19 protein-coding genes are annotated in these 25373 nt (G+C 62.0%); 17 read left to right on the forward strand and 2 right to left on the reverse strand.

The window, feature by feature from the left end:
- Positions 1–30 precede the first annotated feature (30 nt).
- The 9 genes from gspG (at position 31) to ACS8Y6_RS06585 (ending at position 11830) form a co-directional block, all read left to right on the forward strand.
- Positions 31–471, forward strand: a complete 441-nt coding sequence (gspG, locus tag ACS8Y6_RS06545) for a type II secretion system major pseudopilin GspG (protein WP_440851413.1) — start codon at positions 31–33, stop codon at positions 469–471.
- A 28-nt stretch (positions 472–499) separates the two neighbouring features.
- The gene (locus ACS8Y6_RS06550) at positions 500–853 is read left to right on the forward strand and encodes a type II secretion system protein (RefSeq protein ID WP_440855223.1); all 354 of its coding nucleotides are present in this window, start codon (positions 500–502) and stop codon (positions 851–853) included.
- Positions 854–909: 56 nt separating this feature from the next.
- Entirely contained in the window at positions 910–1704 is a 795-nt protein-coding gene (locus ACS8Y6_RS06555; protein WP_440855224.1) for an ABC transporter permease, read from the forward strand.
- Positions 1701–2936, forward strand: coding sequence for an ABC transporter ATP-binding protein (locus tag ACS8Y6_RS06560; protein WP_440855225.1), 1236 nt, complete (start codon positions 1701–1703; stop codon positions 2934–2936). The genes ACS8Y6_RS06555 and ACS8Y6_RS06560 overlap by 4 nt, the downstream gene beginning before the upstream one ends.
- Entirely contained in the window at positions 2929–4545 is a 1617-nt protein-coding gene (locus tag ACS8Y6_RS06565; protein ID WP_440855226.1) for a class I SAM-dependent methyltransferase, read from the forward strand. The genes ACS8Y6_RS06560 and ACS8Y6_RS06565 overlap by 8 nt, the downstream gene beginning before the upstream one ends.
- Entirely contained in the window at positions 4542–8606 is a 4065-nt protein-coding gene (locus tag ACS8Y6_RS06570; RefSeq protein WP_440855227.1) for a glycosyltransferase, read from the forward strand. The genes ACS8Y6_RS06565 and ACS8Y6_RS06570 overlap by 4 nt, the downstream gene beginning before the upstream one ends.
- An 88-nt stretch (positions 8607–8694) precedes the next feature.
- Complete coding sequence (gmd, locus tag ACS8Y6_RS06575) at positions 8695–9729, forward strand: GDP-mannose 4,6-dehydratase (RefSeq protein WP_440855228.1); 1035 nt, start codon at positions 8695–8697, stop codon at positions 9727–9729.
- Positions 9729–10649, forward strand: coding sequence for an NAD-dependent epimerase/dehydratase family protein (locus tag ACS8Y6_RS06580; protein ID WP_440855229.1), 921 nt, complete (start codon positions 9729–9731; stop codon positions 10647–10649). The genes gmd and ACS8Y6_RS06580 overlap by 1 nt, the downstream gene beginning before the upstream one ends.
- Entirely contained in the window at positions 10646–11830 is a 1185-nt protein-coding gene (locus ACS8Y6_RS06585) for a glycosyltransferase family 4 protein (RefSeq protein WP_440855230.1), read from the forward strand. Before ACS8Y6_RS06580 ends, ACS8Y6_RS06585 begins: the two co-directional genes overlap by 4 nt.
- Before the next feature lie 422 nt (positions 11831–12252).
- Here ACS8Y6_RS06585 and trpE read toward each other — a convergent pair whose 3' ends face one another.
- A complete protein-coding gene (gene trpE / locus ACS8Y6_RS06590; RefSeq protein ID WP_440855231.1) occupies positions 12253–13785 on the reverse strand; it encodes an anthranilate synthase component I in 1533 nt (510 codons plus the stop codon).
- Between the two features lie 1005 nt (positions 13786–14790).
- Here trpE and ACS8Y6_RS06595 point away from each other — a divergent pair.
- The 8 genes from ACS8Y6_RS06595 to ACS8Y6_RS06630 all read left to right on the forward strand — a co-directional run bounded on the left by ACS8Y6_RS06595 (position 14791) and on the right by ACS8Y6_RS06630 (position 24273).
- A complete protein-coding gene (locus ACS8Y6_RS06595; protein WP_440851095.1) occupies positions 14791–15978 on the forward strand; it encodes an ABC transporter ATP-binding protein in 1188 nt (395 codons plus the stop codon).
- Between the two features lie 71 nt (positions 15979–16049).
- On the forward strand, positions 16050–17627 hold the full coding sequence (locus tag ACS8Y6_RS06600) for an ABC transporter substrate-binding protein (protein ID WP_440851094.1): 1578 nt from the start codon (positions 16050–16052) through the stop codon (positions 17625–17627).
- A gap of 2 nt (positions 17628–17629) precedes the next feature.
- The gene (locus ACS8Y6_RS06605; protein WP_440851093.1) at positions 17630–18565 is read left to right on the forward strand and encodes a carbohydrate ABC transporter permease; all 936 of its coding nucleotides are present in this window, start codon (positions 17630–17632) and stop codon (positions 18563–18565) included.
- A 3-nt stretch (positions 18566–18568) separates the two neighbouring features.
- Entirely contained in the window at positions 18569–19414 is an 846-nt protein-coding gene (locus ACS8Y6_RS06610; RefSeq protein WP_440851092.1) for a carbohydrate ABC transporter permease, read from the forward strand.
- Between the two features lie 267 nt (positions 19415–19681).
- Positions 19682–20998, forward strand: a complete 1317-nt coding sequence (locus ACS8Y6_RS06615) for an NAD(P)H-dependent oxidoreductase (protein WP_440855232.1) — start codon at positions 19682–19684, stop codon at positions 20996–20998.
- A 17-nt stretch (positions 20999–21015) separates the two neighbouring features.
- The gene (locus ACS8Y6_RS06620) at positions 21016–22020 is read left to right on the forward strand and encodes a thiamine pyrophosphate-dependent dehydrogenase E1 component subunit alpha (RefSeq protein WP_440851090.1); all 1005 of its coding nucleotides are present in this window, start codon (positions 21016–21018) and stop codon (positions 22018–22020) included.
- Positions 22013–23014, forward strand: a complete 1002-nt coding sequence (locus ACS8Y6_RS06625) for an alpha-ketoacid dehydrogenase subunit beta (protein ID WP_440851089.1) — start codon at positions 22013–22015, stop codon at positions 23012–23014. Before ACS8Y6_RS06620 ends, ACS8Y6_RS06625 begins: the two co-directional genes overlap by 8 nt.
- Positions 23014–24273 carry a dihydrolipoamide acetyltransferase family protein gene (locus tag ACS8Y6_RS06630; protein ID WP_440851088.1) on the forward strand — a complete coding sequence of 420 codons (1260 nt, stop codon included), beginning with the start codon at positions 23014–23016 and terminating at the stop codon, positions 24271–24273. Before ACS8Y6_RS06625 ends, ACS8Y6_RS06630 begins: the two co-directional genes overlap by 1 nt.
- A gap of 66 nt (positions 24274–24339) precedes the next feature.
- Here ACS8Y6_RS06630 and ACS8Y6_RS06635 read toward each other — a convergent pair whose 3' ends face one another.
- A complete protein-coding gene (locus ACS8Y6_RS06635) occupies positions 24340–25317 on the reverse strand; it encodes a carbohydrate kinase family protein (protein WP_440855233.1) in 978 nt (325 codons plus the stop codon).
- Between the last annotated feature and the right edge of the window lie 56 nt (positions 25318–25373).

The following is a 25373-nucleotide window of genomic DNA, read 5'->3' on the forward strand; positions in this document are numbered from 1 at the left end:
CCTGCGCGCCCGGCGCGGGAGGAGAGTTGAATGCAGCGCGCACAGCGTGGTTTTACGCTGATCGAAATGTTGGTGGTATTGGTGATAATCGGCCTGCTGGCCGGGTTGATCGGTCCGCGCCTGTTCAGCCAGGCGGACAAGTCGAAGGTCAAGACCGCCAAGGTGCAGATCAAAATGCTTAAAAATTCGCTGCAGACCCTGGAGTTGGACTACGGTCGGTTTCCGAACAACCATGAAGGATTGAGTCTGTTGGTGCAGCCGCCGTCGAACCCGTCACTGGCCAAGCGCTGGCACGGACCCTATCTGGGTGATCCGAAGGTGCCGAAGGATCCGTGGGGTTATGCCTATCATTATCAGGTGCCGGGGCCTAAGAACATGCCGTTTGCACTATGGTCGGACGGTGCCGACGGCAAGCCGGGTGGCAAGGGCATTAATGCGGATATCGGCTATTTGCCGCCCGGGCGGTCGTAGGGCAACCGGCCCCGGCCGCGAGCGCGGCATGACGCTGCTGGAGATTACCGTCGTGCTGTTCATCGGGGCGCTGATCACGGCGGTGGTCATTCCGCAGGCGATGAAGATGATCGGGGCCTGGCGTGGCCATGGCCAACGCAGCGAGATCGTGCAGCAGCTCAATGAGCTGTCGCTCAAGGCCTATGTGCATGGGCATGGCTTCGAGTTGAACAACAAGACCGCGCCGAAGGTGCCGAAAGGATGGTCGCTCGAGGTGTTGAAGCCTATCCACTTCGCCAACAACGGCATGTGTACGTCGGGGCGTGTGCGGCTCGTGGCCCCGGATGGGGCAGCCCAGGTTTATGCGATGGGGCCGCCGGACTGTCATTTGAAGACCAAATGAAAGATGTGTGAAATAGCAGCGTGCGCGTGTCGGGGCGCGCTCATGCTGCAGAGGGTTTGAATGTTTTGATTGCTTCTGTATGGCGCTACCGGGGTTTTATTGTCGGGTCGATCAAGAACGAGTTTCTGACTCAGTTCGCGAGCAGTCGGCTGGGCGGTCTCTGGATGATTCTCAACCCGCTGGCGCAAGTGGCGATCTATGCGCTGGTGTTGTCGGCGGTGCTGTCGGCCAAGATGCCCGGCGTGCACAGCCGCTTCGGCTATGCCATTTATCTGATGGCCGGCATGCTCGGCTGGAACCTGTTCAACGAGCTGGTCGGACGTTGTCTGAATGTGTTCGTCGCCAATGCCAACCTGATCAAGAAACTGTCGTTCCCCCGCATCAGTCTGCCGCTGATTGCCGCCGGCAGCACGCTGGTGACCAATGTGCTGCTGTTCGTGGCCATTTTTGTGGTGTTCACGCTGATGGGGCACTGGCCGTCGCCGGCGTTGTTGTGGTTGCCGCTGCTCACCGCGCTGACCGTGGCGCTGGCTCTGGGTCTGGGGCTGCTGATCGGGGTGGTGAATGTGTTCATTCGCGACGTCGGCCAGATCATGGGGATTGTGCTGCAGTTCTGGTTCTGGTTGACGCCGGTGGTCTATACCGCGCGCATGCTGCCGACAAGCTATCAGGATATCCTGCTGATCAATCCCATGACCGGCGTGGTGGAGGCTTATCACGCGGTGCTCGTGTATGGCCGCTCGCCGGATATTGAAACCCTGATCTATCCCGCGGTGCTGGCGGCCGTGCTGCTCGCGCTTTCGTGGCGGATTTATCGGTGCGCCGCCGAAGATATGGCCGACGTGTTATGAGTAACGACGCACCGGTACTGGAAGTGCGCGGCCTCGGCAAGGCGTATCGCGACTACGGCGGCGAGTGGCGGCGGGTGTTGTCCTGGTTCGGTTTCGGCTTCAAGCCGATCGCCGAACAGTGGACGCTGCAGAACGTGGACTTCGAAATCCCGCCGGGCGAGGCGGTCGGGATCGTGGGCCAGAACGGTGCGGGCAAGAGTACCTTGCTCAAGATCATCACCGGTACGCTGCGGGCGAGCACGGGCGAGGCGGTCGCGCGCGGGCGTATTGCGGCGATTCTCGAGTTGGGCATGGGGTTTCATGCCGATCTCACGGGGCGGCAGAATGTGTACCACTCGGCAGGATTGATGGGCTTCAGCCGCGAACAGGTTGATGCAGTCATCGGCGATATCGAGGCGTTTGCCGAGATCGGCGGGTATTTCGATGAGCCGGTACGTACCTATTCCAGCGGCATGCAGATGCGCGTGGCGTTTGCCGTGGCGACCGCCTACCGGCCGGAGGTGCTGATTATCGACGAGGCGTTGTCGGTTGGCGATACGTATTTCCAGCACAAAAGCTTTGCGCGGATTCGAGAGTTCCAGGCCGAAGGTACGTCGCTTCTGATTGTCTCGCACGACCGAACCGCGATTCAGACACTCTGCACGCGTGCGCTGCTGCTCGCCGAAGGCCGCGTGATCAAGGATGGTCAGCCGGAAGCCGTGATGGACTTCTATAACGCGCTGATCGCGGAAAAAGAAGAGAGCAGCACCATCGAGGTGACCGAAACCGAGAGCGGTCGCGTGCAGACGCGCTCGGGCACGGGCGAGGCCCGGGTTGAATCGGTGACGCTTTGCGATGCCGCCGGCAAGGCCGTCGAGCACCTTCGCGTGGGCGAGCCGGTTGCGTTGCGGGTCGCGTGTCGGGCGCATGTCGACCTGGAGCGGCTGGTGCTCGGTTATGTGATCAAGGATCGGCTGGGGCAGCCGATGTTCGGTATCAACACGCATCATCTGGGGGCAAGTCTCACCGACGTGTCGGCGGGCGAGTGTTTCGGCTACACCTTCCGCTTCCCCGCGAATCTGGGGGTCGGCTCCTACTCCGTGGCGGTTGCCCTGCATGCGTTCGATACGCACGTGGCGGCTAACTACGACTGGTGGGATCTCGCGGCGGTGTTCGATGTGGTGAATGTCAACCGGCCGGTATTCACCGGCGCGATGTGGCTGCCCCCGGAATGGGAGTGTGAGCGTGGCTGAAAACGGTTTTTATCGCGCCTTCGAGGACCGTTTTCGCGGCACGCGCGAGACTATCGACGCGCGGTTGCGCGTTTACCTGCCGTTTCTGGCGCCGCTGACTGAAGCCACGACCGCGCCGCGCGCGCTGGATCTGGGCTGTGGCCGGGGCGAGTGGCTGGAAGTCGTGCAGGCCCAGGGGTTTGCTGCCGAGGGCGTCGACCTGGATGCGGGCATGCTGGCGGCCTGCCGTGAGCGTGAGCTTGCGGTGCGGCAGGCGGACGCGCTCGCGGCGCTGGCGGAAATGGAAGACGAAAGCCTCGCTCTGGTTTCGGGCTTTCATATCGCCGAGCATTTACCGTTCGAGACATTGCAGGCCCTGGTCGGCGAAGCGTTGCGGGTGCTGTTGCCGGGCGGGCTGCTCATTCTCGAGACGCCAAACCCGGAAAATATCCTGGTGGCGTCGCGGCATTTCTATCTCGACCCGACCCATCGTCACCCGTTGCCGCCGCCGCTGCTGGCGTTTCTGCCGGAGTACGCGGGCTTTGCCCGAACCCGAATTCTGCGGCTGCAGGAGGATCGGCGTTTGCACGGCGATGTGCCGATCGGGGTGCGTGAAGTGATCGGCGGGGCCAGCCCGGATTATGCGGTTGTGGCGCAGAAGCACGGACCCGCGTCGCAGCTTGAGTGTTTCGATACGGCATTCGAAGCGGCGTACGGCATGCCGTACGAGAACCTGGCCGAGCGGTTCGATGCCCGCTTCGCCGGGGCGGAGACGACGGCGACGACGGCCCATGAAACGGCCGAGCAGGCCCTGGACGCCGCCCGAACCGGCGTGGAGACTGCAACGCAGGCTCTGGATGCCGCCCGAACCGGCGTAGAGACTGCAACGACGATGGCACAGCAGGCGCTGGATGCCGCCGGAGCCGCGCAGTCGGAATTGCATTCCGTCTACAACAGCCGATCGTGGCGGGTTACGGAGCCACTGCGTTGGGGGGCGCAAGTCGCCCGTGAGGGGCGTCGCCGGGCCAAAAGTACGGCCGTTCGACTGGATCCGGTCGACGGCGCGATCGACTACGTGAGCCGGCATCCGCGCATCAAGCGGCTCGTGACGCGAATCCCAAGTGTCGAGCGCCGGTTGCGGCGCGGCCAAGCCGCCAGCGCCGCCGCGTCGGTTGCACCCGAAGCCCAAGAGCCAGCGCCGAAGCATAAACCGTCGTACACCCAGACGTTGTGGCGTATCACCTCGCCGCGCGGGAATTCGACAATGCAAAATTCATCGTCCGCCAAGCTCGGGAATGCCCGCCGCGGGATGCTGGTCGGCTTGGTGAGTCGGGCGGGCAATTATGCCAAGACAGCCCCTCGTTTCAGGCGTGCTGCACTGCGTGTATTGAACCGGGCGCCCGGGCTGAATATCAAGCTGCGCCAGCTTTATCTGGAGTCTAAGTTCGGATCGGGCTCACGCGGTGACGTTTGGTCAGCCCGGGCTGCATCGGGGGCGGCAGCGTCTGCAACAACACGTGCCGGAAACGAAACAGCGGGCCTAAGCTCCGAGGCAATGTCGAACGGGATTAACGCCGGGCAGCGCACGCCCTTGGAAACATATTTCCATGCTTACGGGGCGGATGAATGAAAAGGGTTCTGGCGTTTTGTTTTTTTCCAGCCTTTACTCCGCCCTCCAATGGCGGGCAGTCGCGTCTGTTTCATTTCTACCAGGCTCTCAGCCGCTGGCATCAGATCACATTGCTGACCTCGACGCATCCCGGCGATGATGAAGTGGTTATCAATCACGGCATTAATTTTGTTGAACGGCGCATTCCAAAGGGCGAACAGTTTGCCCGTGAGTATGCGGCGCTTGAGCAGTACTCAGGTGGCGGCGATCTTTCCGGGCCGGCCATCGCGGCCTGTGGGAAATGGCCTACCCGGCTGCATCGGGCGTACCTGGAAGAGTATGACCGGGCGGATATCATTATTCACGATTTCCCGTTCACCGTGGATTACGATTTGTTCGCAGGGGCAGACGAAAAGCCGCGTGTTTATAACGCGCACAATAGCGAGGCACATTTATACCGGCGGCTTCATCCAGGCGCGAAATCCGGATATTTGCATGATCTCGTTGAGGCTGCCGAGCAGCGTATTCTGGAAAACGCGAACCTGGTGCTGTATTGCAGTGAGGGTGACCTGACGGCGTTTCGGAGGCTTGCCCCGAATTCCGGGTTCGAGGCGCTTTATACACCGAACGGGATGACGGCCACCGCCGCTCGGAAAGATTCGTCGGACACGATATCCGATGTGTTTCGAGCGGTGTTCATGGGGAGTGGGCACCCACCCAATGTGCAGGCAGCGGAGTTCATTGTTCGCACGCTGGCGCCGGCCATGCCCGAGGTTGCTTTCGACATCATCGGGGGTTGCCTGCCAGAAGATGGACGTTATCCCGACAATGTGCAGCGTTACGGCATCGTCGATGATGCCGCGAAGACGCGGATACTGAGGCGCGCTGATCTTGCCCTCAATCCGATGACAACGGGCAGTGGCTCGAACGTCAAGGTACTCGAGTATTTTGCCTATGGCTTGCCGGTGCTTTCCACACCCATGGGCATGCGGGGTATTCAGGCCGCTCCGGGAGAGGAATATCTTGAGTCGAACCCGGACCAATTTCCGCAGGCGCTGAAGAGGGCGGCCGCTGATCCAATATCACTTGCCGCTATCGGGCAGGCTGGACAATCGCTGGGCTTGAAGCAGTATACATGGGATGTGATCGCGCAGCCGGTTGCGGAACGCCTGGCGACACTTGTCAGCGATGCGGCGGCGAGTGACGCCGACTGCTTCGTTCTGGTATTGAATGATTATGATTCGTTCGCGACTGTCGGCGGCGGCGGAACGCGTACACGAAGTCTGTATGAAGCGGTGCGTGGCTGGAGTTCGGTGGTCGCGGTCAGCTTTTCAACCGATGGGACTCTCAGCGCGAGATGGCACAGCCCGGGCATCCGAGTCATCAATGTGCCCAGGACGGCCGAACACGATGCTGATCTGGCGACCATCAACGCACAGTATCATGTGTCGGCGGACGATATCATCGCGAGTCGCCACAGCACGGCCAATCCCTGGCTTGATGCGGTCTATCGCCTACTGCGGCAATCCGCGCGGTGCGTGGTGGTCGAGCACTGTTACTTGGTTCCGCTACCGCTTTCCTGGGGGGACCGCTTTGTTTACTCGTCTCATAATAATGAGACGGAACTCAAACGGCGGCTTCTGGAACAGCATCCCCTTGAAGCAGAATTATTGTCTCAGGTGGAACGCATTGAGCGGCAGGCTGTAGAACGTTCAGCGGCCATCGCCGCCGTCTCGCGGGAAGACGCGATAAGCCTCGTAAAAGGCAAACGCACGGCAGCGCCTGTCATCGTGGTGCGTAATGGCGCGGCCACACCCGCAACGGGCGCAGACGTCGATCGCATGCGACAGGATTTGTGCCGCAGGATCGGGGATTACGGCATCGTGTTTCTCGGATCGGCCCACCCACCGAACGTCGAGGCCGCACGATTCATCGTGGACGAACTGGCGCCCCGGTGTCCCGATCTGCCATTCCATGTTCTGGGATCTGTTTGCGGCGCACTTTTGAAGGTGCCCGCGAATGTGCGTCTCTGGGGCGTGGTGGATGAGGTGACCAAAAGTGCGGTAATGCAATCGTGCGCTATAGCGCTCAACCCGATGAAATCGGGCAGTGGCTCGAATATCAAGCTGGCCGATTATCTTGCCAATGGCCTGTTTGTGATTACAACGGAATTCGGTCAGCGTGGGTATCCATCTGCCGTAGAAGAGCATCTGGCCATTGAGCCCTTGGATCGGTTTGCCGAGGCCATATGGAATACGCTGGAAGCGCCCGAACTTTACGCGGCCGAGGCCAAGACGCGCCGGCAGCACCTGTTTCAGCAAGAGTTGGCAATGCAGGGCATCGCCGAACGGTTTGTCGAGATGCTGCAAGGCCTGGAAAAGCACAAGAAACGAATCCTGTACGTCGCTTATCGCTATACAGCGCCGGCTCTAGGCGGCGCGGAAACCAACATCGAAAAGTTCGTGGGTGCGCTGGGTCGGAGTGGTGAATTTGATATTGATGTGGTTGCGCCCGAGGTCAGCAGCATTCACAGCTACATGCGGTTCAGCGAAACCTACACTTTCGATCCGGATTTCGTTGTACCGGTGGATATCCCCAATACACGTTTTGCGCGCTTTCCCGCGGATGAGCCCGACCCTGACGCGATAACGTCGCATTTGCATGACGCGTGGTCCGCTCAGGTGCTTTTTGATCAAGTACTCGAGCGAGAGTTGCGTCACGGGTTCGAGGAAACCGGCCTGACGTGGGGCTGGGGATATCCCGAAGGCGAGGGTGCGGCTGCGGCCCGCTGGACGTTTTCTGAATGCGGGGTGTTTCTGCATGAAGGAGGCCGGATCGAATGCAAAGGCTTTGCTGCGGGCGCCACAGTCACGACCATTTACCGTGGGCTTTGTGTTATCGCAGGGCCGTATACGGTTAAAGGAAAATTCTCGCTGTCTTTCGATGCGGACGCAGGCGAGGTCCGGTTGGTAACATCTGCGCCACAGTCGGAGGTCGATCCGCGTCCCCTGGGTTTCACCGTGTCACGTCTGACGGTCGCGGGTCGGTCGCTTAACCTTGCCGCGCCGACACTATTGCAAAAGCACTTATCGCTGCTTCCCGCAGAGCGGGTATTTCGCCTGCTTGATCAGGCCGCAGAGGAGTCGAGAGCGTCACGAGGCGTGCGTCTCAGCGATGGAAGGGGACCGTGGAGCCGCAGTCTGGAGCGTTTCATCGTGGATCATGTGGCCGACTACGATCTGGTTGTGACTCACAATAATGTGTTTCGGCCACCAGTGGTTGCTATCGACGAGGCAAAAAAACAGGGTGTGCCGTCGATACTTATTCCGCATGCCCACCTCGACGACGATTTTTATCACTTTCCGGACTGGATCGAGAGCGCCCGTAATGCGACTCGTGTGCTCGCCACGCCTCGGATTGCGTGCGACTTTCTTATCGAGAAAGGCTGCAACACGAGTTATTTGCCGGCAGGCTGTGATTCGAGAGAGCAGTTTTCGCCGGCAGACCAGGAAGCGTTTCTAGAGGTTCACTCGTCACCTCGGCCGTTTGTTCTTGTGTTGGGCAGGAAAGCGGGTGCGAAAGGGTATCGGCAGATCATAGAGGCGGTCGAGAATCTTAACCGGGAAGGGGTGGATCTAGAGGCAATACTGATTGGCCCGGACGATGATGGTGTGCCCGTTGCAGCGCCCAATACCAAGTATCTGGGGCGCCAATCCCGCAACGTGGTTAGGGGGGCTCTATTATCCTGTTTTGCCGTGTGTAATATGAGTAGCAGCGAAAGCTTCGGCATCGTGCTTCTCGAGGCTTGGCTGGCGGGGAAGCCGGTGATTGCAAACAAGCATTGCGCGGCATTCCATGATTTGGCGGTGGATAAGGAGAATGCGCTGCTCGTCGGTCCGGGTGAGCTGGCGGAGGCGATTCACTTATTGCACGCCGATCCCGAGTTGGCCGAGCAGCTCGGGCGAAACGGCAAGCAGGTAGTCACAGAGTTCGACTGGGATGCCGTAAGCGATAATTTTCGTGCGATTTGCGAAAGTCTCGTACAAAATGCGGGCGAGCCAGAACTGAACCATGAGGCGTAACAGGTCGGCGGCGAGGTTCGTCTTGATCCCGGGGCCTTGTTTTCGTGGGTAGTTATTGGCCGCTTTATTTGCTTTGGCAAGGTTTTCGATGAAACATGCAATTATTACCGGTATCACAGGCCAGGACGGTGCGTACCTGGCCAAGTTGCTTCTTGAAAAGGACTATACCGTCCACGCTACCTTCCGGCGGACGAGCCTGGTGAATTTCTGGCGGATCCGGGAGCTCGGCGTCGCCGACCATTCGAATCTGCATTTGGTCGAGTTTGACCTGACGGATCTTGGCTCTGCCATTCGCCTGTTAGAGAAAACGGGCGCCACGGAGGTTTATAACCTCGCCGCACAGAGTTTTGTCGGTGTGAGCTTCGACCAGCCGCATACGACGGCCCAGATCACGGGTATCGGCGCGCTGAATCTGTTGGAAGCCATCCGCATCGTCAACCCGGATATTCGCTTTTATCAAGCAAGTACGTCGGAGATGTTCGGTAAGGTCCAGGCAGTGCCGCAGGACGAGCAGACGCCGTTTCATCCGAGAAGCCCGTACGGCGTGGCCAAGCTCTATGCGCACTGGACGACGGTGAACTATCGCGAGAGCTACGGGATTTTCGGTGTCAGTGGCATTCTGTTCAATCATGAAAGCCCTCTGCGCGGGCGTGAATTCGTTACCCGGAAAATCACGGACGGTATCGCCAAGATCAAGCTCGGCCAGCTGGATGTGTTGGAACTGGGCAATCTGGACGCGAAACGCGATTGGGGCTACGCAAAAGATTACGTTGAAGGGATGTGGCGTATGCTGCAGGCCGATGCGCCGGATACGTATGTACTGGCAACCAACCGGACGGAAACCGTACGGGACTTCGTCTCCATGGCGGCCAAGGGCGTCGGTATTACGCTCGAGTGGCAGGGCCGGGGCGAGCAGGAGCGTGGCCTCGACACGGCGACCGGCAAGACTATTGTGCGGGTGAATCCCAGGTTCTATCGCCCGGCTGAAGTGGATTTGCTGATCGGCGATCCGGCCAAGGCGAAGGCCGAGCTGGGCTGGAGTTCGGAGACCACATTGGAGCAACTCTGCGCCATGATGGTGGAAGCGGATATCGAGCGGAATCGGGCGGGAGTTTTGTTCTGATGGATGCGCCGGTTGTTCTGGTGACCGGGGCGAGCGGCTTCACCGGCCGCTACCTGGTGCCAGCGCTGGAAGCGCGCGGTTATCGCGTAGTCGGCTTGAGCAGCGAGGCGTCGGAGACAAGCCGCACGCGCATGATTGCCTGCGATCTCACGGAATCATCCGCTGTGCAGGCCGCTGTTCGCGACGTTGAGCCCGTCTATGTGGTTCATCTGGCAGCATTGGCATTCGTCGGGCACGACGATGCCCGCGGCTTTTACGACGTCAACCTGTTCGGCACGCTTAATTTGCTGGACGCGCTTTCCCGTTTGCCAACGCTGCCGCGAAAGGTGCTGATTGCCAGCTCTGCCAACGTCTACGGCAAGCCTTGTGCCGAGGTGATCGACGAGTCGGTCTGTCCGGCGCCGGTCAACCACTACGCCTGCAGCAAACTGGCCATGGAACACATGGTGCGGACCTGGTTCGAACGCTTGCCCATCCTGATTTCCAGGCCATTCAACTATACCGGCGTGGGACAGGACGAGAGATTTCTGGTGCCCAAGATGGTTGCGCGGTTTAGACGCCGCGCCGAGACCATTGAACTTGGCAATCTGGATGTCAGCCGCGATTTTTCGGATGTCCGCGACGTGATCGGTGCTTATATCGGACTGCTGGAGTCGAGTTTGCATTCGGATGTCTTTAATGTCTGCTCGGGCAAAGCGGTTGCCTTGCGTGAACTGCTGACAATAATGCAGCGTCTGACAGGTCATACAATGGATGTCTCGGTGAACCCCGCGTTTGTGCGTGCCAACGAGATTCCGGTGCTGCGGGGATCGCATCGCCATCTCACCGACGCCATCGGCTATAAACCAAGCCTCACGCTGCGCGATACGCTCAGCTGGATGCTTCAAGCTGGTGCGCCGCATGAGAGGGGCGGCGGTTGAAGGTTTTGTTCAATGTGCATTCGTTGAAGTCCCCGCGGACTGGCATCGGGCTGTACACCGAACATCTCATCGATGCGATGGCGGCGGCGGGCGAGGTCGCTGAACTTGCCGGGTGCAAGGGGCGGCAGGTGTTACGCGGCGATATGCTTCGGAGCCTGGTACACAGCGACCAGACGGCCGGCGACGAGCCACCTAATATATTTGCGAAAAAAGCGGCGTCGTTCAGCGGCGTGATCCGGGGTATGCCGGGCGCCTATCCCGCGCGCCATTTTATGCGCGACTGGCTGGCAAGGCGGTCCTTGAGATCGTTGGCGCATGAGGGGTTCATCTATCATGAGCCGAACTATATGCCGCTGCATTACCCGGGGCCGGTGGTCATCACGGTCCACGATCTTTCGCATGTCCGATATCCGCAGTTTCATCCGGCGGAACGGGTGGCTTTTCTCAATCGGCACTTGCCCGGCGCATTGGAGCGGGCCGATCGGGTGATCACTGATTCGCGTTTCGTTGCCGGGGAAATCGTCGATGTGTACGGCGTATCCAGCCGCAAGATCGCGGTGACCCATTTGGCCGCCGAAGGTGATTTCCGTACGCGCGAGCCAGCCGAGGTCGCCCCGACATTGCTGCGCTTCGGTTTGCGTCACCGGGGATTTGTACTTTCGGTTGCCACGCTTGAGCCGCGCAAGAACCTGGAACGTCTGATTGCTGCTTACGCCGCACTACCGGATGCGGTGCGGCGCGATAATCCTCTGGTACTGGTCGGGGTTCGTGGTTGGCGCAATGCGACGCTGGTCGCGCGCTTGCAAGAACTCCTGGTCCGAGGGGAGGCGTTGTGTCTGGGTTATCTGCCGCGCCGGTGGGTGGCGGACTTGTACTCGTCCGCAGCTGTCGTCGCCTATCCCTCTTTATACGAGGGCTTCGGTCTTCCGCTGCTGGAGGCTTTTGCGAGCGGAACGCCGATCGTCACTTCGAATGTGACTTCCTTGCCCGAGGTTTCGGGCGGCGCTGCCCTTGAGGTTGATCCACTGGACGTGGATGCGATTCGCGACGGGCTCCGTGTGTTGCTGGAAGACGCGGATTTGCGAAGTCACCACGCCGAACTCGGCCTCCAGCGTGCCGCCGAATTCAGTTGGGATCGGTGTTCACGGCAGACGCTGGATGTGTACCGGGCGTTGGCTTGATCGCTGATCGGGAACGATAGCGGCAGCGCCAGCAAACACACAAAGCGTCGATTTGGGGCCATACCCACGCGCTGGCAGCCCCGTTGGACGCTGGGAAGTGGCGGAAGTGATGCGATTGGCCGACGCCGCTGAAGCCAAACGCCTGCTGGAGCGGTTTGTGACCGCCTACGAAACAACGGCCCCGGATCTGGCGGGTTGGTTCTGAAACCGCATTGCCCGAAGGGCTCGCGGTCTTTACGTTGCCCGAACATTAGTGCAAACGCATTCGCACCCGTACCTGTCATGCGATGGAGCGGATGAACACGCAGGTCAACCGCCATACCGGGTGGCAACTATCCTGACATTGGGGCCTGTGGTGTGCGGGTCGTCACCGCCGGCGCCATGCAAATCCCGACCGACCGGCGCGGGCGTATATGAATGGATCAGCGGTTCTGCGTCCCCTCGCCGATCGGCCGGCGTGTGGCCAGCCCCTGTTCGGCCAGGGCCGCGGCCTTCATCACCGCGCGGGCCTTGTTCATGGTTTCTTCCCACTCGGCGGTGGGTTGGCTGTCGGCGACGATGCCGCCGCCGGCCTGGACATGGATCTCGCCGTTCTTGATCACGGCGGTGCGGATCGCGATCGCCAGATCCATGCTGCCGTTGCCGGCCAGATAGCCGACCGCGCCGCCGTAGACGCCGCGCTTGACCGGCTCGATTTCGTCGATGATCTCCATCGCCCGGATCTTGGGCGCGCCCGAGAGCGTGCCGGCCGGAAACGCCGCGCGGAGTGCGTCCATCGGCGTCAGATCGTCGCGCAGCTTGCCGGTGACGTTGGACACGATATGCATGACGTGCGAATAGCGCTCGATCGCCATGCGCTCGGTGAGTTTGACCGTGCCCGGCGTGGCCACGCGGCCGACATCGTTGCGGCCGAGGTCGATGAGCATCAGATGCTCGGCGATCTCCTTCGGATCTTCCAGCAGCTCCTCGGCGAGCGCTTCGTCTTCGGCCGGCGTGAGGCCGCGTTTGCGGGTGCCGGCGATCGGGCGGACCGTGACCTCGCCGTCCATCGCGCGTACCAGGATCTCCGGCGAGGCGCCCACGACGTGGTGATCGCCGAAGTTGAAATAGAACATGTACGGCGACGGGTTCAGGCTGCGCAGCGCCCGATACAACGACATCGGTTCGGCGTTGAACGGCGCCGACAGACGCTGGCTCGGCACCACCTGCATCACGTCGCCGGCCTGGGTGTATTCGCGGATACGGCGCACGGCGTCCTCGTAGCCGGCCTGGGTCAGGCCGGAGACGAAACGGCCGTCGTCCATCTCGGGGTCGATGGCCGGGTTGTCGGCGCCGGTACGCGCCGCGGACGCCGGCAGGGGCGCCTCCAGCGCATCCAGAATGGTTTCCACCCGAGCCTGGACGCGGGCGCGGTCCTCGGCGTCGCCTTCCAGATGATGGGCGACCACATAGAGCTTGCCGGACAGGTTGTCGAAGATCACCAGCTCTTCGGCGACCAGCAGCAGGATATCCGGCAGATCCAGTGGGTCGTCCTTGTCGTCGGCGCCGCCGGCGAGCCGCGGCTCGATGTAACGAATGGTGTCGTAGCCGAAGTAGCCGACCAGCCCGCCGGTCAGGCGCGGCAGCTCGGGCAACCGCGGCAGCGGGCGGGCATCGTTGAACGCCTGGATCCAGGCCAGCGGATCGGCGGTCTCGAGTGTCTCGATGATGCCGTCATCGGTTTCGTGCACGAGCGTTCTGCCGCGCACGCGAATACGCTCGGTGGCCGGCAGGCCGATGATGGAATAACGGCCCCAGCGCTCGCCGCCCTGCACGGATTCCAGCAGGAAGGAATAGGGCGCATCGGCGACTTTCAGATAAGTCGACAGCGGCGTGTCGAGATCGGCCAGCGCCTCGACCACCAGCGGTTCACGCCGGGCGAGTAGCGAAGCCTCGTAGGAGACGGAATCGGACATGGCGCATCAATCGATCGGATATTGACAAACAGGCGGCGCGACAACGCGCGCCGCAACGGGTGTGGGCATCAACCCCGCCAGAGCTGCACCCGCCATCGCCAGGCCGCGTCGAAAGCGCGGTTGACGGCTTGTTTCGATCGATTTGAAGTCATCTTCGCGGTCATCTCAGGTACCGACGCCATAGCCGTAGTTGTTTGCGAGGGCCTGTTGCCGTTTCGTGCGAGCGCCGCGTTGGAGACCGCAAATCGCGTCCGGCAAGGCGCGAGTCGCCGATCGTGGCGTGCCACGATCAAGGCTAGCAATGCCGCCGGGCGCCCATAGCCAATTTTTTTTGGGCGGCCCAACCCTTCGGGACAAGCGCCCAACGATTGACGACACGACGGCAATCCAGCGTTCTAGCACGCTTGCGCAGAATGATCTGCGCGGCGCGCACTACGCCTCGTCTTGCCGCAAAACAGCGCTTGGCGCGGACTCGAACGAAACGGCAACACGCCCTTGTGTCTTGCCGAAGCTGACTGAAATTTCCCGGCTTGCCAAATCCCGATGGCGGAACAGCGGCGTGCGAGGCCCAGGTAACGAATCATCCGCGTGTTGTGGGTATGCCGGGTTGGCCCTCAACGGAGGCCCGGTGTCGGGGAACCGCGCTCCGGCAATCCTTGCATCGACATGGATAATACTAAAGTCAGATGGAATATCAAATGAAAAAAGCGGCTCAATGGTTGGGCCCTAATCAATGTTTTGATCGCCCTGTAAACATCGGCAAAGCCGAGGTATAGCCTGGATCCGTACCGAGCCCTGGCCTGATGGGAGTGATTGAGATACAGAACACGGATGCAGGGGGCGCATGCCGTTACAGCCGGCCAAGCGCAGTCTGCAACCGGGAGACGGAAAAAGACTCTTGCGTTCGAGTGTGATCGACATCGGATCGATTGAATTCAAAAGCCGCCGAGCGGCTTGAGCGTAAGCCGCGCAGAGGCCGGATCGATAGCTGTTCGAGGTTCGTTCATGGCAGTGGTCAAGCTCGAAAATGTCTGCAAGTACTTCGGCAGCACGCCGGCCGTGCAGGACTTCAATCTCGAATCGTGCGAGGGGGAGTTCGTGGTATTGGTCGGCCCGTCCGGCTGCGGCAAGTCCACCACCCTGCGCATGATCGCCGGCCTCGAGGATATGGACAGCGGGACGCTGAGTTTCGACGGTCGCCCCATGCAGGACGTGCCGGTTCAGGATCGCGAAATCGCCATGGTTTTCCAGAGCTATGCGCTCTATCCCCATCGCAATGTATTCGACAACCTCGCATTCGCCCTCAAATTGCGGCGTTTTCCGAAGACGGAAATCGAGCGGCGAGTCCGGGCCGCCGCGCAGACGCTGGACATCGAACCCTTGTTGGCGCGCAAACCACGGGAGCTGTCCGGCGGACAGCGCCAGCGCGTTGCGCTGGGCCGGGCCATCGTGCGCGAGCCCGAGGTTTTCCTCATGGACGAGCCGTTGTCCAATCTGGATGCCAAGCTGCGGGTGAGCATGCGCGCGGAGATCGCCAAGCTGCATCGCCGCATCGGTGTCACCACTTTCTACGTCACCCACGACCAGGTCGAGGCCATGACCATGGGTGATCGTATCGTGGTCATGAACGGTGGTGTGATCCAGCAGATTGCCACGCCGCTGGCGCTCTACGACGAACCGGTCAACAGTTATGTCGCGGGCTTCATCGGCAACCCGCCCATGAACTTTCTGTCGGCCGAAGTTGGCGAAGACGCGACACGAATTCATGGCCCCGGATTCGATTTCCAGCTCGAGGCCTGTTTGCAGCAGCAACTCGTGTCGCTCGGCGGTCGCGATGTGACGATCGGATTCCGGCCGGAACACCTGAAACCGCAGCCGGTCGATGCACGGTCGGTGATGGGGACCATCCAAGGCACGATTGAGCTGGTGGAGCAGATGGGCTCGACCACAGATATTCGATTCGTGGTCGATGGGCACCCGCTGATCGCGGAATTGCCCCGCGATCAAACGCTCCGGGCCAAGCAACCCATCGAACTCGCTCTGCTGGCCGGGCGACTGCATGTGTTCGATCAAGCGACCGGCAAGCGCCTGAATGCCGCCGGATCACAAAACCAGGCCGACTCGATCCGCTCAATGCAGCCGAACGGCGAGTTGGCCTCTGTCGGATCCGCCGTGGGCGGCCGACCCGACTAACGCAAAGGCTGCTCACGTCCCCTCGGCGTTCAGGCCCGGCCTGACTCGAAGATCGAAACCAGGAGAAGGCGATGAAAAGCGAAAAAACAGCCGGCCTATGGACCCGGCGCCGTTTTGTACAGGGCGGCCTCGCGGGCATGGGCGCGCTGGCGGTCGCGCCGTTGGTCCTGCCCAAATACGCGTTTGCCGACGCGATGCCGGATCCGGACAAGGTGCTGGATTCCATCAAACCCGGCAATTACGTGCCGAAGAAGTACCTCGAGCAGTTCGGGCTGGGCCCCGATTCAGTGCTCTGGGATCCGAAGAAAGACTGGATTCGAACGGCCGACTGGGAGTCGATTCGTTCGAAGTTTTCCGGCCAGACCGTGCGCTTTGCTGTAGGCGCCGCCGACGCGGATTCGGTGCAGGCGACGTTGAAGCCGTTTCAGCAGCTGTCCGGCATCAAGGTCGAGGTCATCTCGATTCCGGACGCATCGTTCTATACCAAGGCGGTATCCGCCTTCGTTTCCGGTTCGGCCCGCTTCGATGCACTGGAGTATTTCTCGCCGTGGCTGGGCGATTTCAGCGCGCCGGGCTTTCTGCATGAACTCGGCGATTATGTCGATAAGTACAAACTGCCGTACCAGGATTTCGCCGATACCTACTGGCAGAACTACGCGCTGTATTCGGACAAGGGCATCTTCGGGATTCCCTACGATTGCGACTTCAAGATGTTCATGGTCCGGAACAAGCAATTCAAGCAATACGTGGGGCATTCGGCGTCGCCCAAGGATACGGTCAAGACCTGGGGCGACGTGGTGCATTTCGCCAAGACCCTCAACAAAGCCGAGGCCCATATGAATGGCATCGGCTACATGGGCGGCCGCGGGTTCTGGAGCACCTACACCTGGGAGCATATCGCGGCTCAGTACGGGCTCGATCTGCTGGATTCCGACTGGAAGCCGCAGATCGTCAGTGATGCCGGGGTCAAGGCGGTGGAAGTGCTCGTCGAGCTGAAAAAATACGCGCCGCAAGGGATCGAGAACTGGGGCTGGGCAGACGATCGCGCGGCCTGGCTCGGTGGCCAGTTGGCGATGAACATGGCATGGCAGGACCAGGCCAACCAGGCCACTCGCCCCGACCAGTCGCGGATCGTCGGCGATGAGCCGGTTGCGTTGTATGAGCCGCGCGGCACCGGGGCCGATGCCCGCTTCGCACCGCCGAATCTGGCCGGATCGACGGCTTCGATCGCGGCCAATGCACGCAATCCAGAAGCTGCGTTCGTGATGCTGGCGTTCTTCACCACGGCCTCGCTGCAGGCCATGAACGGCGCCTCCGCGAACGGCGTGTCGCCGGGATTCATGTCGGTGATCCACAATGAGAACTTCCAGAAGATCATGCCGCCGGCCAAGATCTGGGGCGATTCGCTGCCCTACGCCTGGGCCGAGCCGCGCATCCCGGGCATGTACCAGCTTGAAACCTCGTTGGGCCTTGAACTGAACAAGGCTATTGCCGGCGACGTCAAACCGAAAGAGGCGTTGCAGACAGCGTCCAAGCGCTGGGAAGAAATTCTGCGGCGCAAGGGGTTCTATGGCGGCAAGCCACCGGTCGACTACAGCGTGATACACGACCGGATGTGGCTGGGCCGCGGCAAGCAAGCGCCGGTCTAGGCATGTCGTCCGTGCCGGTATCCACGGCTGCAGTACAGCCAGCCCGCGCCGCTTCCCGGCGGCGCGGGCACGATCCGCGTTGGCTGCCTTATGCGCTGGTCGCCCCGGCGGTGGCGTATCTGCTGGGCATCACGCTCTATCCGTTCATCTACGCGCTGTACAAGAGTTTCTACCAATCGTCGTTCACCATGCCGGGCATGGATACGTTCGTAGGCCTCGGCAACTACGCGGATCTATTCCGAAACGGCGATTTCCTCGCCAGTGTCGTCAATACCGTCATTATTTCCGGCTCGTCGGTGATGGCCGAGTTCGTGCTCGCGCTGGGGCTCGCGGCGCTGGTCTATCGCGATCCGTGGGTCAAGGGCTGGCGGATGATATTTCTCGCCCCGATGCTGTTCATGCCCTCGGCCGTGTCGTTCATGTGGAAGCTGCTGTTCGTGCCCGGGGCCAGCGTGGTCAACGATTTGATCGGCAGCACGGGGGTATTGCCGGATGCATTGAACTGGGTCGGCAATCCCGCCCTGGCGCGGCTGTCGCTGGTGGTGGCCGACGTCTGGGAATGGACGCCGTTTCTGTTTCTCATCTTCGTCGGTGCGCTACAGGCCCAGAACAGCGATCTGGAAGAGGCGGCGAAAGTGGACGGGGCGCGCAGCTGGCAGGTGTTCTGGCAGATCAGCCTGCCGTTGCTGCGGCCGATCATAGCGATCGCGCTCGTGCTGCGCGGCATCGACGCCGTGACGATGTTCACCAAGGTGTATGTGATGACCCAGGGCGCGCCGGCTGGCGATACCGAAACCGTGAGTTATTTCATCTATCGGGTCGGCTTCAACCAGTTCGATGCCGGCACCGCGGCGGCCGCTTCCGTGCTGGTCCTGATGGTCACGATCGGCGCCGCGCAGTATGCCGTGAGCCGGTACTTCCGGCCGGCCATGGAGTAGACGATGGCTTCATCTCGTCGTATGGCACGGCATTCGAGCCGTATCGGCCGCTATCTGCTGCTGGCGTGCTGGGCGTTCTTCTGCCTGCTGCCGATCCTCTGGCTGGTCACGATCAGCCTGCGCGGGCGAACCGAGACCATGGTCAACCCGCCGATCTACTGGCCGCATTTCACGCTCGATGCCTGGCGGGACACCTTCGATAACTGGCCGATGTGGGCGTATCTGCGCAATACCTTCGTGGCCGCGATCGGCAGTGTATTGCTCGATCTGCTGCTGGCGATTCCGGCGGCCTACAGCCTCGCGCGTTTTCAGTACCGGGGCCGGGACCAGATCGGCTTCTATATCCTGAGTACGCGCATGATCGTGCCAGCCGCCGTGGCGCTGCCGATATACATTCTATTCAAGAACATACATCTCCTGGACAACCCTGTGGCGCTGATGCTGATCTATGCCGCGATCAATCTCTCGATCGTGACCTGGGTCATCCGCAGTTACATGATCGAAGTGCCGCGCGAAATCGAGGAAGCGGCGCGCGTCGACGGCGCCCATTCGATCGGCATCCTGCTGCGCATCACGCTGCCGCTGTCCATATCCGGCGTGGTCACCGCGTCCATCCTGGCGCTCATATTCGCCGTCAACGAGTTCCTGTTCACGCTGCTGATTTCGTATACGGAAAAAGCGCAGACGTTGTCGGTCGGGCTGGCCATGTTCACGGGCGGCTCGAAAGGGATCATCTACAACGATATTGCCGTCGTCGCGTTGGTCACGTTTGTGCCGATGTTCATTCTGACACTGCTCATTCAGCGGCATCTGTCACGCGGGCTGACCATGGGGGCATTGAAGAATTAGACATCGCGAAAGCCCCGCTTGCCGGCGGCGTCTCGTGTTTCCGGGGTTGGTGTCGAAAGCGGCCAACTTAGAAACACGGCGGATCGCTTAAAAGAAGTTGACAGTGGAAAAAGCGGCGATGATACTAATGATAATTAGGATATCAAAAGTATATATTCAGTTGGCGGAAAGCATCGTCGTTGTCGCGGATCGAAACCGAAGGGATCGCAGCGCCAAGGCGCGGCGGGGGTCATCGGGCCCCACCGGCGGGCCTGCAGGAGCACGTCAATGAATGACAACCATAGTCTTCTGGCCGATTTGAAGCGTCGGGAGCGTGACGGCAAACCCATTACCATCGGTCTGGTCGGCACCGGCGAAATGGGTACGGATATCGTTACCCAGGTGAGTCTGATGCCCGGCGTTCGTATCGGCGCGATCGTCGAATTGGAGCTGGCCGCGGCACGCAAGGCGATCGCGGTCGCGGGATTGGCCGACGGCGTCGGGCGCGAAGCCGACGATACGGCCACGGTGCCGAAGATCATTGCCGCCGGTGGCATTGCGCTGACTTCGAATCATCTCGACGTATGCGATTGCGAGGCGATCGATGTGCTCATCGATGCCACGGGATCGCCTTCATTCGGGGCGCGCCTTGCCATCGACGCGTTCGATCATGGCAAGCATCTGGTCCTCATGAACGTGGAAACCGACGTCACCATCGGCCCGCTGTTGCAGCGCCGGGCCGATGAAGCCGGGGTGGTCTATACGCTCGGTGCCGGTGACGAACCCAGTGCCACGATGGAACTGGTGCGCTTCGTGCAGACCCTGGGCTATCCGATCGTTGCGGCGGGTAAGGGCAAGAACAACAAGTTCGATCGATACGCCGTGCCGCGGGATTACGAAGAAGAGGCGGCGCGCCGCAACATGAACCCGCGCATGCTCGTCGAGTTCGTCGACGGCTCCAAGACCATGATCGAGATGGCCGCGCTGGCCAATGCCACCGGACTCGTGCCCGACGTGCCCGGCATGCACGGTGTCGATGCCGGGCTGGCCGAGTTGCCCGGCCTGCTGTGCCCGCGCGAGGACGGCGGTCTGCTGTCGCGCCGGGGCGTGGTGGATTTCTCGGTCGGCCGCGGCGTGGCGCCCGGCGTGTTCGTGATCGTCGAAACACGGCATCCTCGGATTCGTGAGCGCCTGGAGGATCTGCATGTGGGCAAGGGCTGGTATCACCTGTTCCATCGGCCCTATCACCTCACCAGCCTCGAAGTGCCGCTGTCGGCGGCCGAAGCCGTGCTCTACCGCAAAGCGGCCATGCAACCGCTACCCCGGCGCTACGCCGAAGCCACCGCGGTGGCCAAGCGCGATCTGCAGCCGGGCGAGACGCTGGATGCGATTGGTGGCTACGCCTACTTCGGTACGATTCTGTCGGCCGCGGATGCCGGGGAGCACCGCGCGATTCCGCTGGGCCTATGCGAAGGCGCCCGCGTGACGCAGCCGATCAAGGCCGACGAATATCTGACCTACGCCAACTGCAGGCCCGATGCCGATCAGCCGATCGTGCGTCTCCGGCACGAGCAGGACGAACTGCTCGCCCCCATCGCGAACTGACGACAGGATTGTTGATCATGGCGACCCGGAAAAAAAACGCGTCCGCAAACACCGCGCCCACGCTGTCGGCGTTGCCGGCCGAGCGTCAACTGGCGCTGCTGGCGCAGATGCAGCTGATTCGTGCCTTCGATGAGAAAGTGGACAAGTTGTATGCCAAGGGAGCCATGCACGGCACGGCGCACTTCTGCGTGGGGCAGGAGGCTTGCGCGGTCGGCACGCTGGCTCACCGCCAGGAGGGCGACGTGATCACCGGCACGCATCGAGGCCACGGTCACGCGATTGCCTTTGGCCTGGATCCGTACCGCATGGCGGCGGAACTGCTGGGCAAGGCCACCGGCTACTGCGGCGGCAAGGGCGGCAGCATGCATATCGCCGACGTCCAGGCCGGCATGCTGGGGGCCAATGGCATCGTGGGCGGCAGCATGGGCATCGCCTGCGGGGCGGCGTTCGCCTTCAAACAGCGGGCCCAGGATCATGTCGCGGTCTGTTTTTTCGGCGACGGCGCGGTCCAGGAAGGCATTTTCAACGAAACACTGAATCTGGCCTCGGTGTGGCAACTGCCGGTGCTGTTCGTGTGCGAGAACAATCAGTACGCCATGTCGCTTTCGGCTGAAAAGGCCACCGCCGGCGGCAGTATCGCGAACCGTGCGGCCAGCTACGGCATGCCGGCCGAAGCCGTGGACGGCATGGACCTGGAAGCGGTGTACACGGCGGGCGCACGCTTGATGAACGGCTGTCGCGGCGCCGGGCCGGCCCTGATCGAGACCATCACCTATCGCTATCTCGGCCATTCCAAAAGCGATGCCAATCGCTATCGCACGCGCGAGGAAATCGCCGAGTGGCGCGCCAACGATCCCATCGAACGCTATATCCGAACGCTGACCGAGCGCGGTCTGCTGGACGACGAGCGCAGCCAGGCCTTGGCGGAGGCCGCCGCGGACCAGGTCGAGCAGGCGTTCGGCCGCGCCGAGCGCGATCCGGAACCCGAGCTGTCGAGCGCGCTGGAGGATGTCTATGCCTGAGGATGTCACCTTCCGCGAAGCGATGACGGCCGTGCTGCGGGAAACGCTGGCCACCAACGACGAAGCGTTTCTGCTCGGCGAGGATGTCGGCGTCTATGGCGGGGCCTTCGGCGTCAGCCGCGGCCTGGTCGAAGAGTTCGGCACCGAGCGCGTGCTCGACACGCCGTTGTCCGAAGCCGGCTTTACCGGTCTGGCGATCGGCGCGGCGGTCATGGGCATGCGGCCGATAGTCGAGATCCAGTTCTCGGATTTCATCACCCACTGCATGGACCAGTTGGTGAATCAGGCCGCCAAACTGCGTTACATGTTCGGCGGGGCGGCGTCGGTACCATTGGTCTTGCGTACGCCCGGCGGGGCGGGCACCGGCGCGGCGGCCCAGCACAGCCAATCGCTGGAAGCCTGGTTCGTGCACGTGCCCGGTCTGCGGGTAGTGATGCCGTCCACCCCGGCGGATGCGCAGGGGCTGTTCCGCGCCGCCATGGCCGATCCCAATCCGGTACTGTTCTATGAACACAAACTGCTCTACAACACCAAGGGCAGCCTGCCGGATCAGCCGGAAACCTATGAAATCGGTCGGGCACGCTGTACCCGCGAAGGCGGCGACGTAACCCTGGTCGCCGCGGGCCTGATGCACAACTACGCCCTCGAGGCGGCCGAAACGCTGGCCGGGCAGAACATCGATGCCGAGGTGATCAATCTGCTGAGCCTGGCGCCGATGGACAGCGATCGCGTATGCGAGTCGGTACGCAAGACCGGGCGTTTAGTGGTGGTCGAGGAAGATGTACGCACCGGCGGCTGGGGCGGCGAACTGGTGACGCGAGTCACCGAGGGCCCGGCGTTCTACGCCCTGGACCGGGCGCCCGCGCGCGTGGCCTGCGCGGATACGCCGATCCCCTACAACAAGCGTCTCGAAGCCTCGATCCGGCCATCGCCGGAGCGCATCGTCGAGGCCGTGACCCAGGTTCTGGCCAGCGACCCGGGACGGTACGTCTGATGGCCGTGCTGGTCGAAGTGCCGCATATCGGCATGGATCTGGCCGAGGTTACCGTGGTCGAATGGCTGGTGGCCGAGGGCGACCATGTCGCTAAGGGCGATCCGATCCTGACGATCGAAACCGATAAGACCAACCACGATCTGGAGGCCGAGGTTGCCGGCATCATCCGCCGCTTGCGCGGCAAAGCGGGCGATGTGATTGCCGTGGGCGAGCCGCTGGCCTGGATCGTGTCGGAAGACGAGCCGGCACCGGCGTTGCCGGATGTGGCGGCCGATAAGGCCGAGCCGCCCGTATCGGTCGAGGCGCCGGTGTCTGTAGATTCAGACTCGCGTGTCGAGCCGATGGGCGATTCGGACGCCGCCGACCGCGAGCCGGCGCCCGAGTCCGCAGCGGCGGGTGTTGGAGCTGGGCGTGGCCTTGCCTCGCCGGCTGCACGACGCGAGGCGGCCGCTCAGGGCCTGGATATCCGCGATGTGGCGGGCAGCGGCCCCGATGGTGTGGTCTACCAGGCGGATGTTCGTGCCGCCGCCGGCCGGCCCGGCGATATGCCGGTTCGCGAGCGTGCATCGGACGAGTCCGCTGCGGGCGAAATTGTGGCCCTGAGCCGCGTCCAGCAACTGACCGGCGAACGCACCCAGCGCAGTTTTCGCGATATCCCGCATTTCTATCTGGAGCGGGAACTGGAGATCGATGCGCTGCTCGACCTGCGCACCGAACTGGCGGCGCGGATCGAGCACAAGCCGAGCCTGGGTTGCCTGCTGTGTTTCGCCATTGCCCGCACGCTGACCGAGCACCCCCGGCTCAACGGTCGCCTGATCGGCACCGATCGACTCGAGCTCCGGCGCCAGGTTCATCTGGGTGTGGCGGTTGCCGGCAAGGACGGGCTGGTCGTTCCCGTGATTCGCGATGCCGGCCGGATAGCGTTCAAGACATTCGCTGAACGCTATCGCGGGCTAACCCGGCGGGCCGTGGCTCGTGAGTTGGCTGGCGACGAGATGACCGGCGGCACGTTCACCGTATCCAATCTCGGCATGTTCGGCATCGACCGTTTCAACGCCATTATCAACGCACCGCAGTCCGCGATCATCGCTATAGGCCGGCGTCGTACCGTGCCGGCGTGGGCGAATGGCGAATGGAAGCCGAAGACGGTGGTTTCGGCCACGCTGTCGGTCGATCATCGGGCCGCGGACGGTGTCGACGGCGCGCGCTTTCTGGCCGATCTGGCCGAGCGCAGCCGGCATTGGTCATTGCTGTTGTAAGCGTGGCCGGAAGCCCGCGCTGTCATCGGCAACGGCCCCTAACGCTCGGGTGACGGCTGGCGCGGGTTATGTCTCCAGCGCCGAGGCGGCGTTGCCATGCGGTTTCTGCAGCGGCCAGCTGTTCATGATCTTGAGCGTGTGCTCGTACGATCGGACGCCGGCCTGAGAGCCCAGGCCGGTGGCGTTGAGGGCCGACGTCGCCTGCGCAAAACGGACCGTGTCCTGGGCGTCGAGACCGTGGCAGAGGCCGGTGGCAAAACCGGCGTTAAATACATCGCCGCAACCACAGGTGCACACCACCTCGACTCCGAATGGCGGCTGATGGAAGCGCGTGCCGTCGGCATGGTGATAATAGGCGCCTTCCGCGCCCATCGTCAGCGTTACGCAGCCGACGCCGCGATCCAGGAAAAACGCAGCGATCTCTTTGTGCTGTTGCTTGCCGGACAGGGCGGCCGCTTCCTCGATCGATGGCAGAAAATAATCCGTGTAGGGCATCAGCCCCTCGATCAAATCCAGATCCTCGGGCCGGCTCGCAAATACGTCCAGCAGGGTGATGCAGCCGCGACGTTTGGCTTCCTTGAGCAGGGCGACATTCGGCGCACCGTCCATGCGATCCATGAGGCCGACCCCGCCGAGCAGCAGCACCCGGCAATCCAGGACCTGGTCGCGCATGGCCGCGGTGACTTCGAAATGGGCGGTGGCCCCTTTCATGTGCAGCGCCGGGCGCTCGCCGTTGGGGCGCGTGGTGACGATCGAAGAGGAGGTGCCGACGCCGGGGCAGCGCTGCATGGTGGCGGTATCGACGCCGAAATGTGCCAGTCGCTGAAGTACCCAGTCGCCCATCAGATCGTTGCCGACCCCACCCACGGCCAGCGTCTTCAAGCCGTAGCGGCTGGCTGCGATGACCGCGCTCCCGGCCGCGCCCGATACGGCCAGGGTGATCTCGTCGATAAAGTAGGTGCCGCCGCCGGGCGGCAACGCCGATACCGGCCGACCCAGGCAATCGAAGGTGATAAACCCCATCGAGGTCAGGTCATATCGCATGATGACGTTACTCCTCAGTCGACACCTCAGGCCTGGATGCGTCGCTTGCACCCGAG

The sequence above is a fragment of the Salinisphaera sp. RV14 genome (assembly GCF_052044135.1).
In the GTDB taxonomy this organism is placed as follows: domain Bacteria; phylum Pseudomonadota; class Gammaproteobacteria; order Nevskiales; family Salinisphaeraceae; genus Salinisphaera.

Coding starts and splice junctions, on each gene's coding strand:
- ACS8Y6_RS06625 (WP_440851089.1), top strand. CDS start 22,013: ATGCCTGAGGATGTCACCTTCCGCGAAGCGATGACGGCCGTGCTGCGG.
- ACS8Y6_RS06615 (WP_440855232.1), top strand. CDS start 19,682: ATGAATGACAACCATAGTCTTCTGGCCGATTTGAAGCGTCGGGAGCGT.
- ACS8Y6_RS06580 (WP_440855229.1), top strand. CDS start 9,729: ATGGATGCGCCGGTTGTTCTGGTGACCGGGGCGAGCGGCTTCACCGGC.
- ACS8Y6_RS06600 (WP_440851094.1), top strand. CDS start 16,050: ATGAAAAGCGAAAAAACAGCCGGCCTATGGACCCGGCGCCGTTTTGTA.
- trpE (WP_440855231.1), bottom strand. CDS start 13,785: ATGTCCGATTCCGTCTCCTACGAGGCTTCGCTACTCGCCCGGCGTGAA.
- ACS8Y6_RS06620 (WP_440851090.1), top strand. CDS start 21,016: ATGGCGACCCGGAAAAAAAACGCGTCCGCAAACACCGCGCCCACGCTG.
- ACS8Y6_RS06635 (WP_440855233.1), bottom strand. CDS start 25,317: ATGCGATATGACCTGACCTCGATGGGGTTTATCACCTTCGATTGCCTG.
- gmd (WP_440855228.1), top strand. CDS start 8,695: ATGAAACATGCAATTATTACCGGTATCACAGGCCAGGACGGTGCGTAC.
- ACS8Y6_RS06605 (WP_440851093.1), top strand. CDS start 17,630: ATGTCGTCCGTGCCGGTATCCACGGCTGCAGTACAGCCAGCCCGCGCC.
- ACS8Y6_RS06570 (WP_440855227.1), top strand. CDS start 4,542: ATGAAAAGGGTTCTGGCGTTTTGTTTTTTTCCAGCCTTTACTCCGCCC.
- ACS8Y6_RS06595 (WP_440851095.1), top strand. CDS start 14,791: ATGGCAGTGGTCAAGCTCGAAAATGTCTGCAAGTACTTCGGCAGCACG.
- ACS8Y6_RS06610 (WP_440851092.1), top strand. CDS start 18,569: ATGGCTTCATCTCGTCGTATGGCACGGCATTCGAGCCGTATCGGCCGC.
- ACS8Y6_RS06550 (WP_440855223.1), top strand. CDS start 500: ATGACGCTGCTGGAGATTACCGTCGTGCTGTTCATCGGGGCGCTGATC.
- ACS8Y6_RS06560 (WP_440855225.1), top strand. CDS start 1,701: ATGAGTAACGACGCACCGGTACTGGAAGTGCGCGGCCTCGGCAAGGCG.
- gspG (WP_440851413.1), top strand. CDS start 31: ATGCAGCGCGCACAGCGTGGTTTTACGCTGATCGAAATGTTGGTGGTA.
- ACS8Y6_RS06630 (WP_440851088.1), top strand. CDS start 23,014: ATGGCCGTGCTGGTCGAAGTGCCGCATATCGGCATGGATCTGGCCGAG.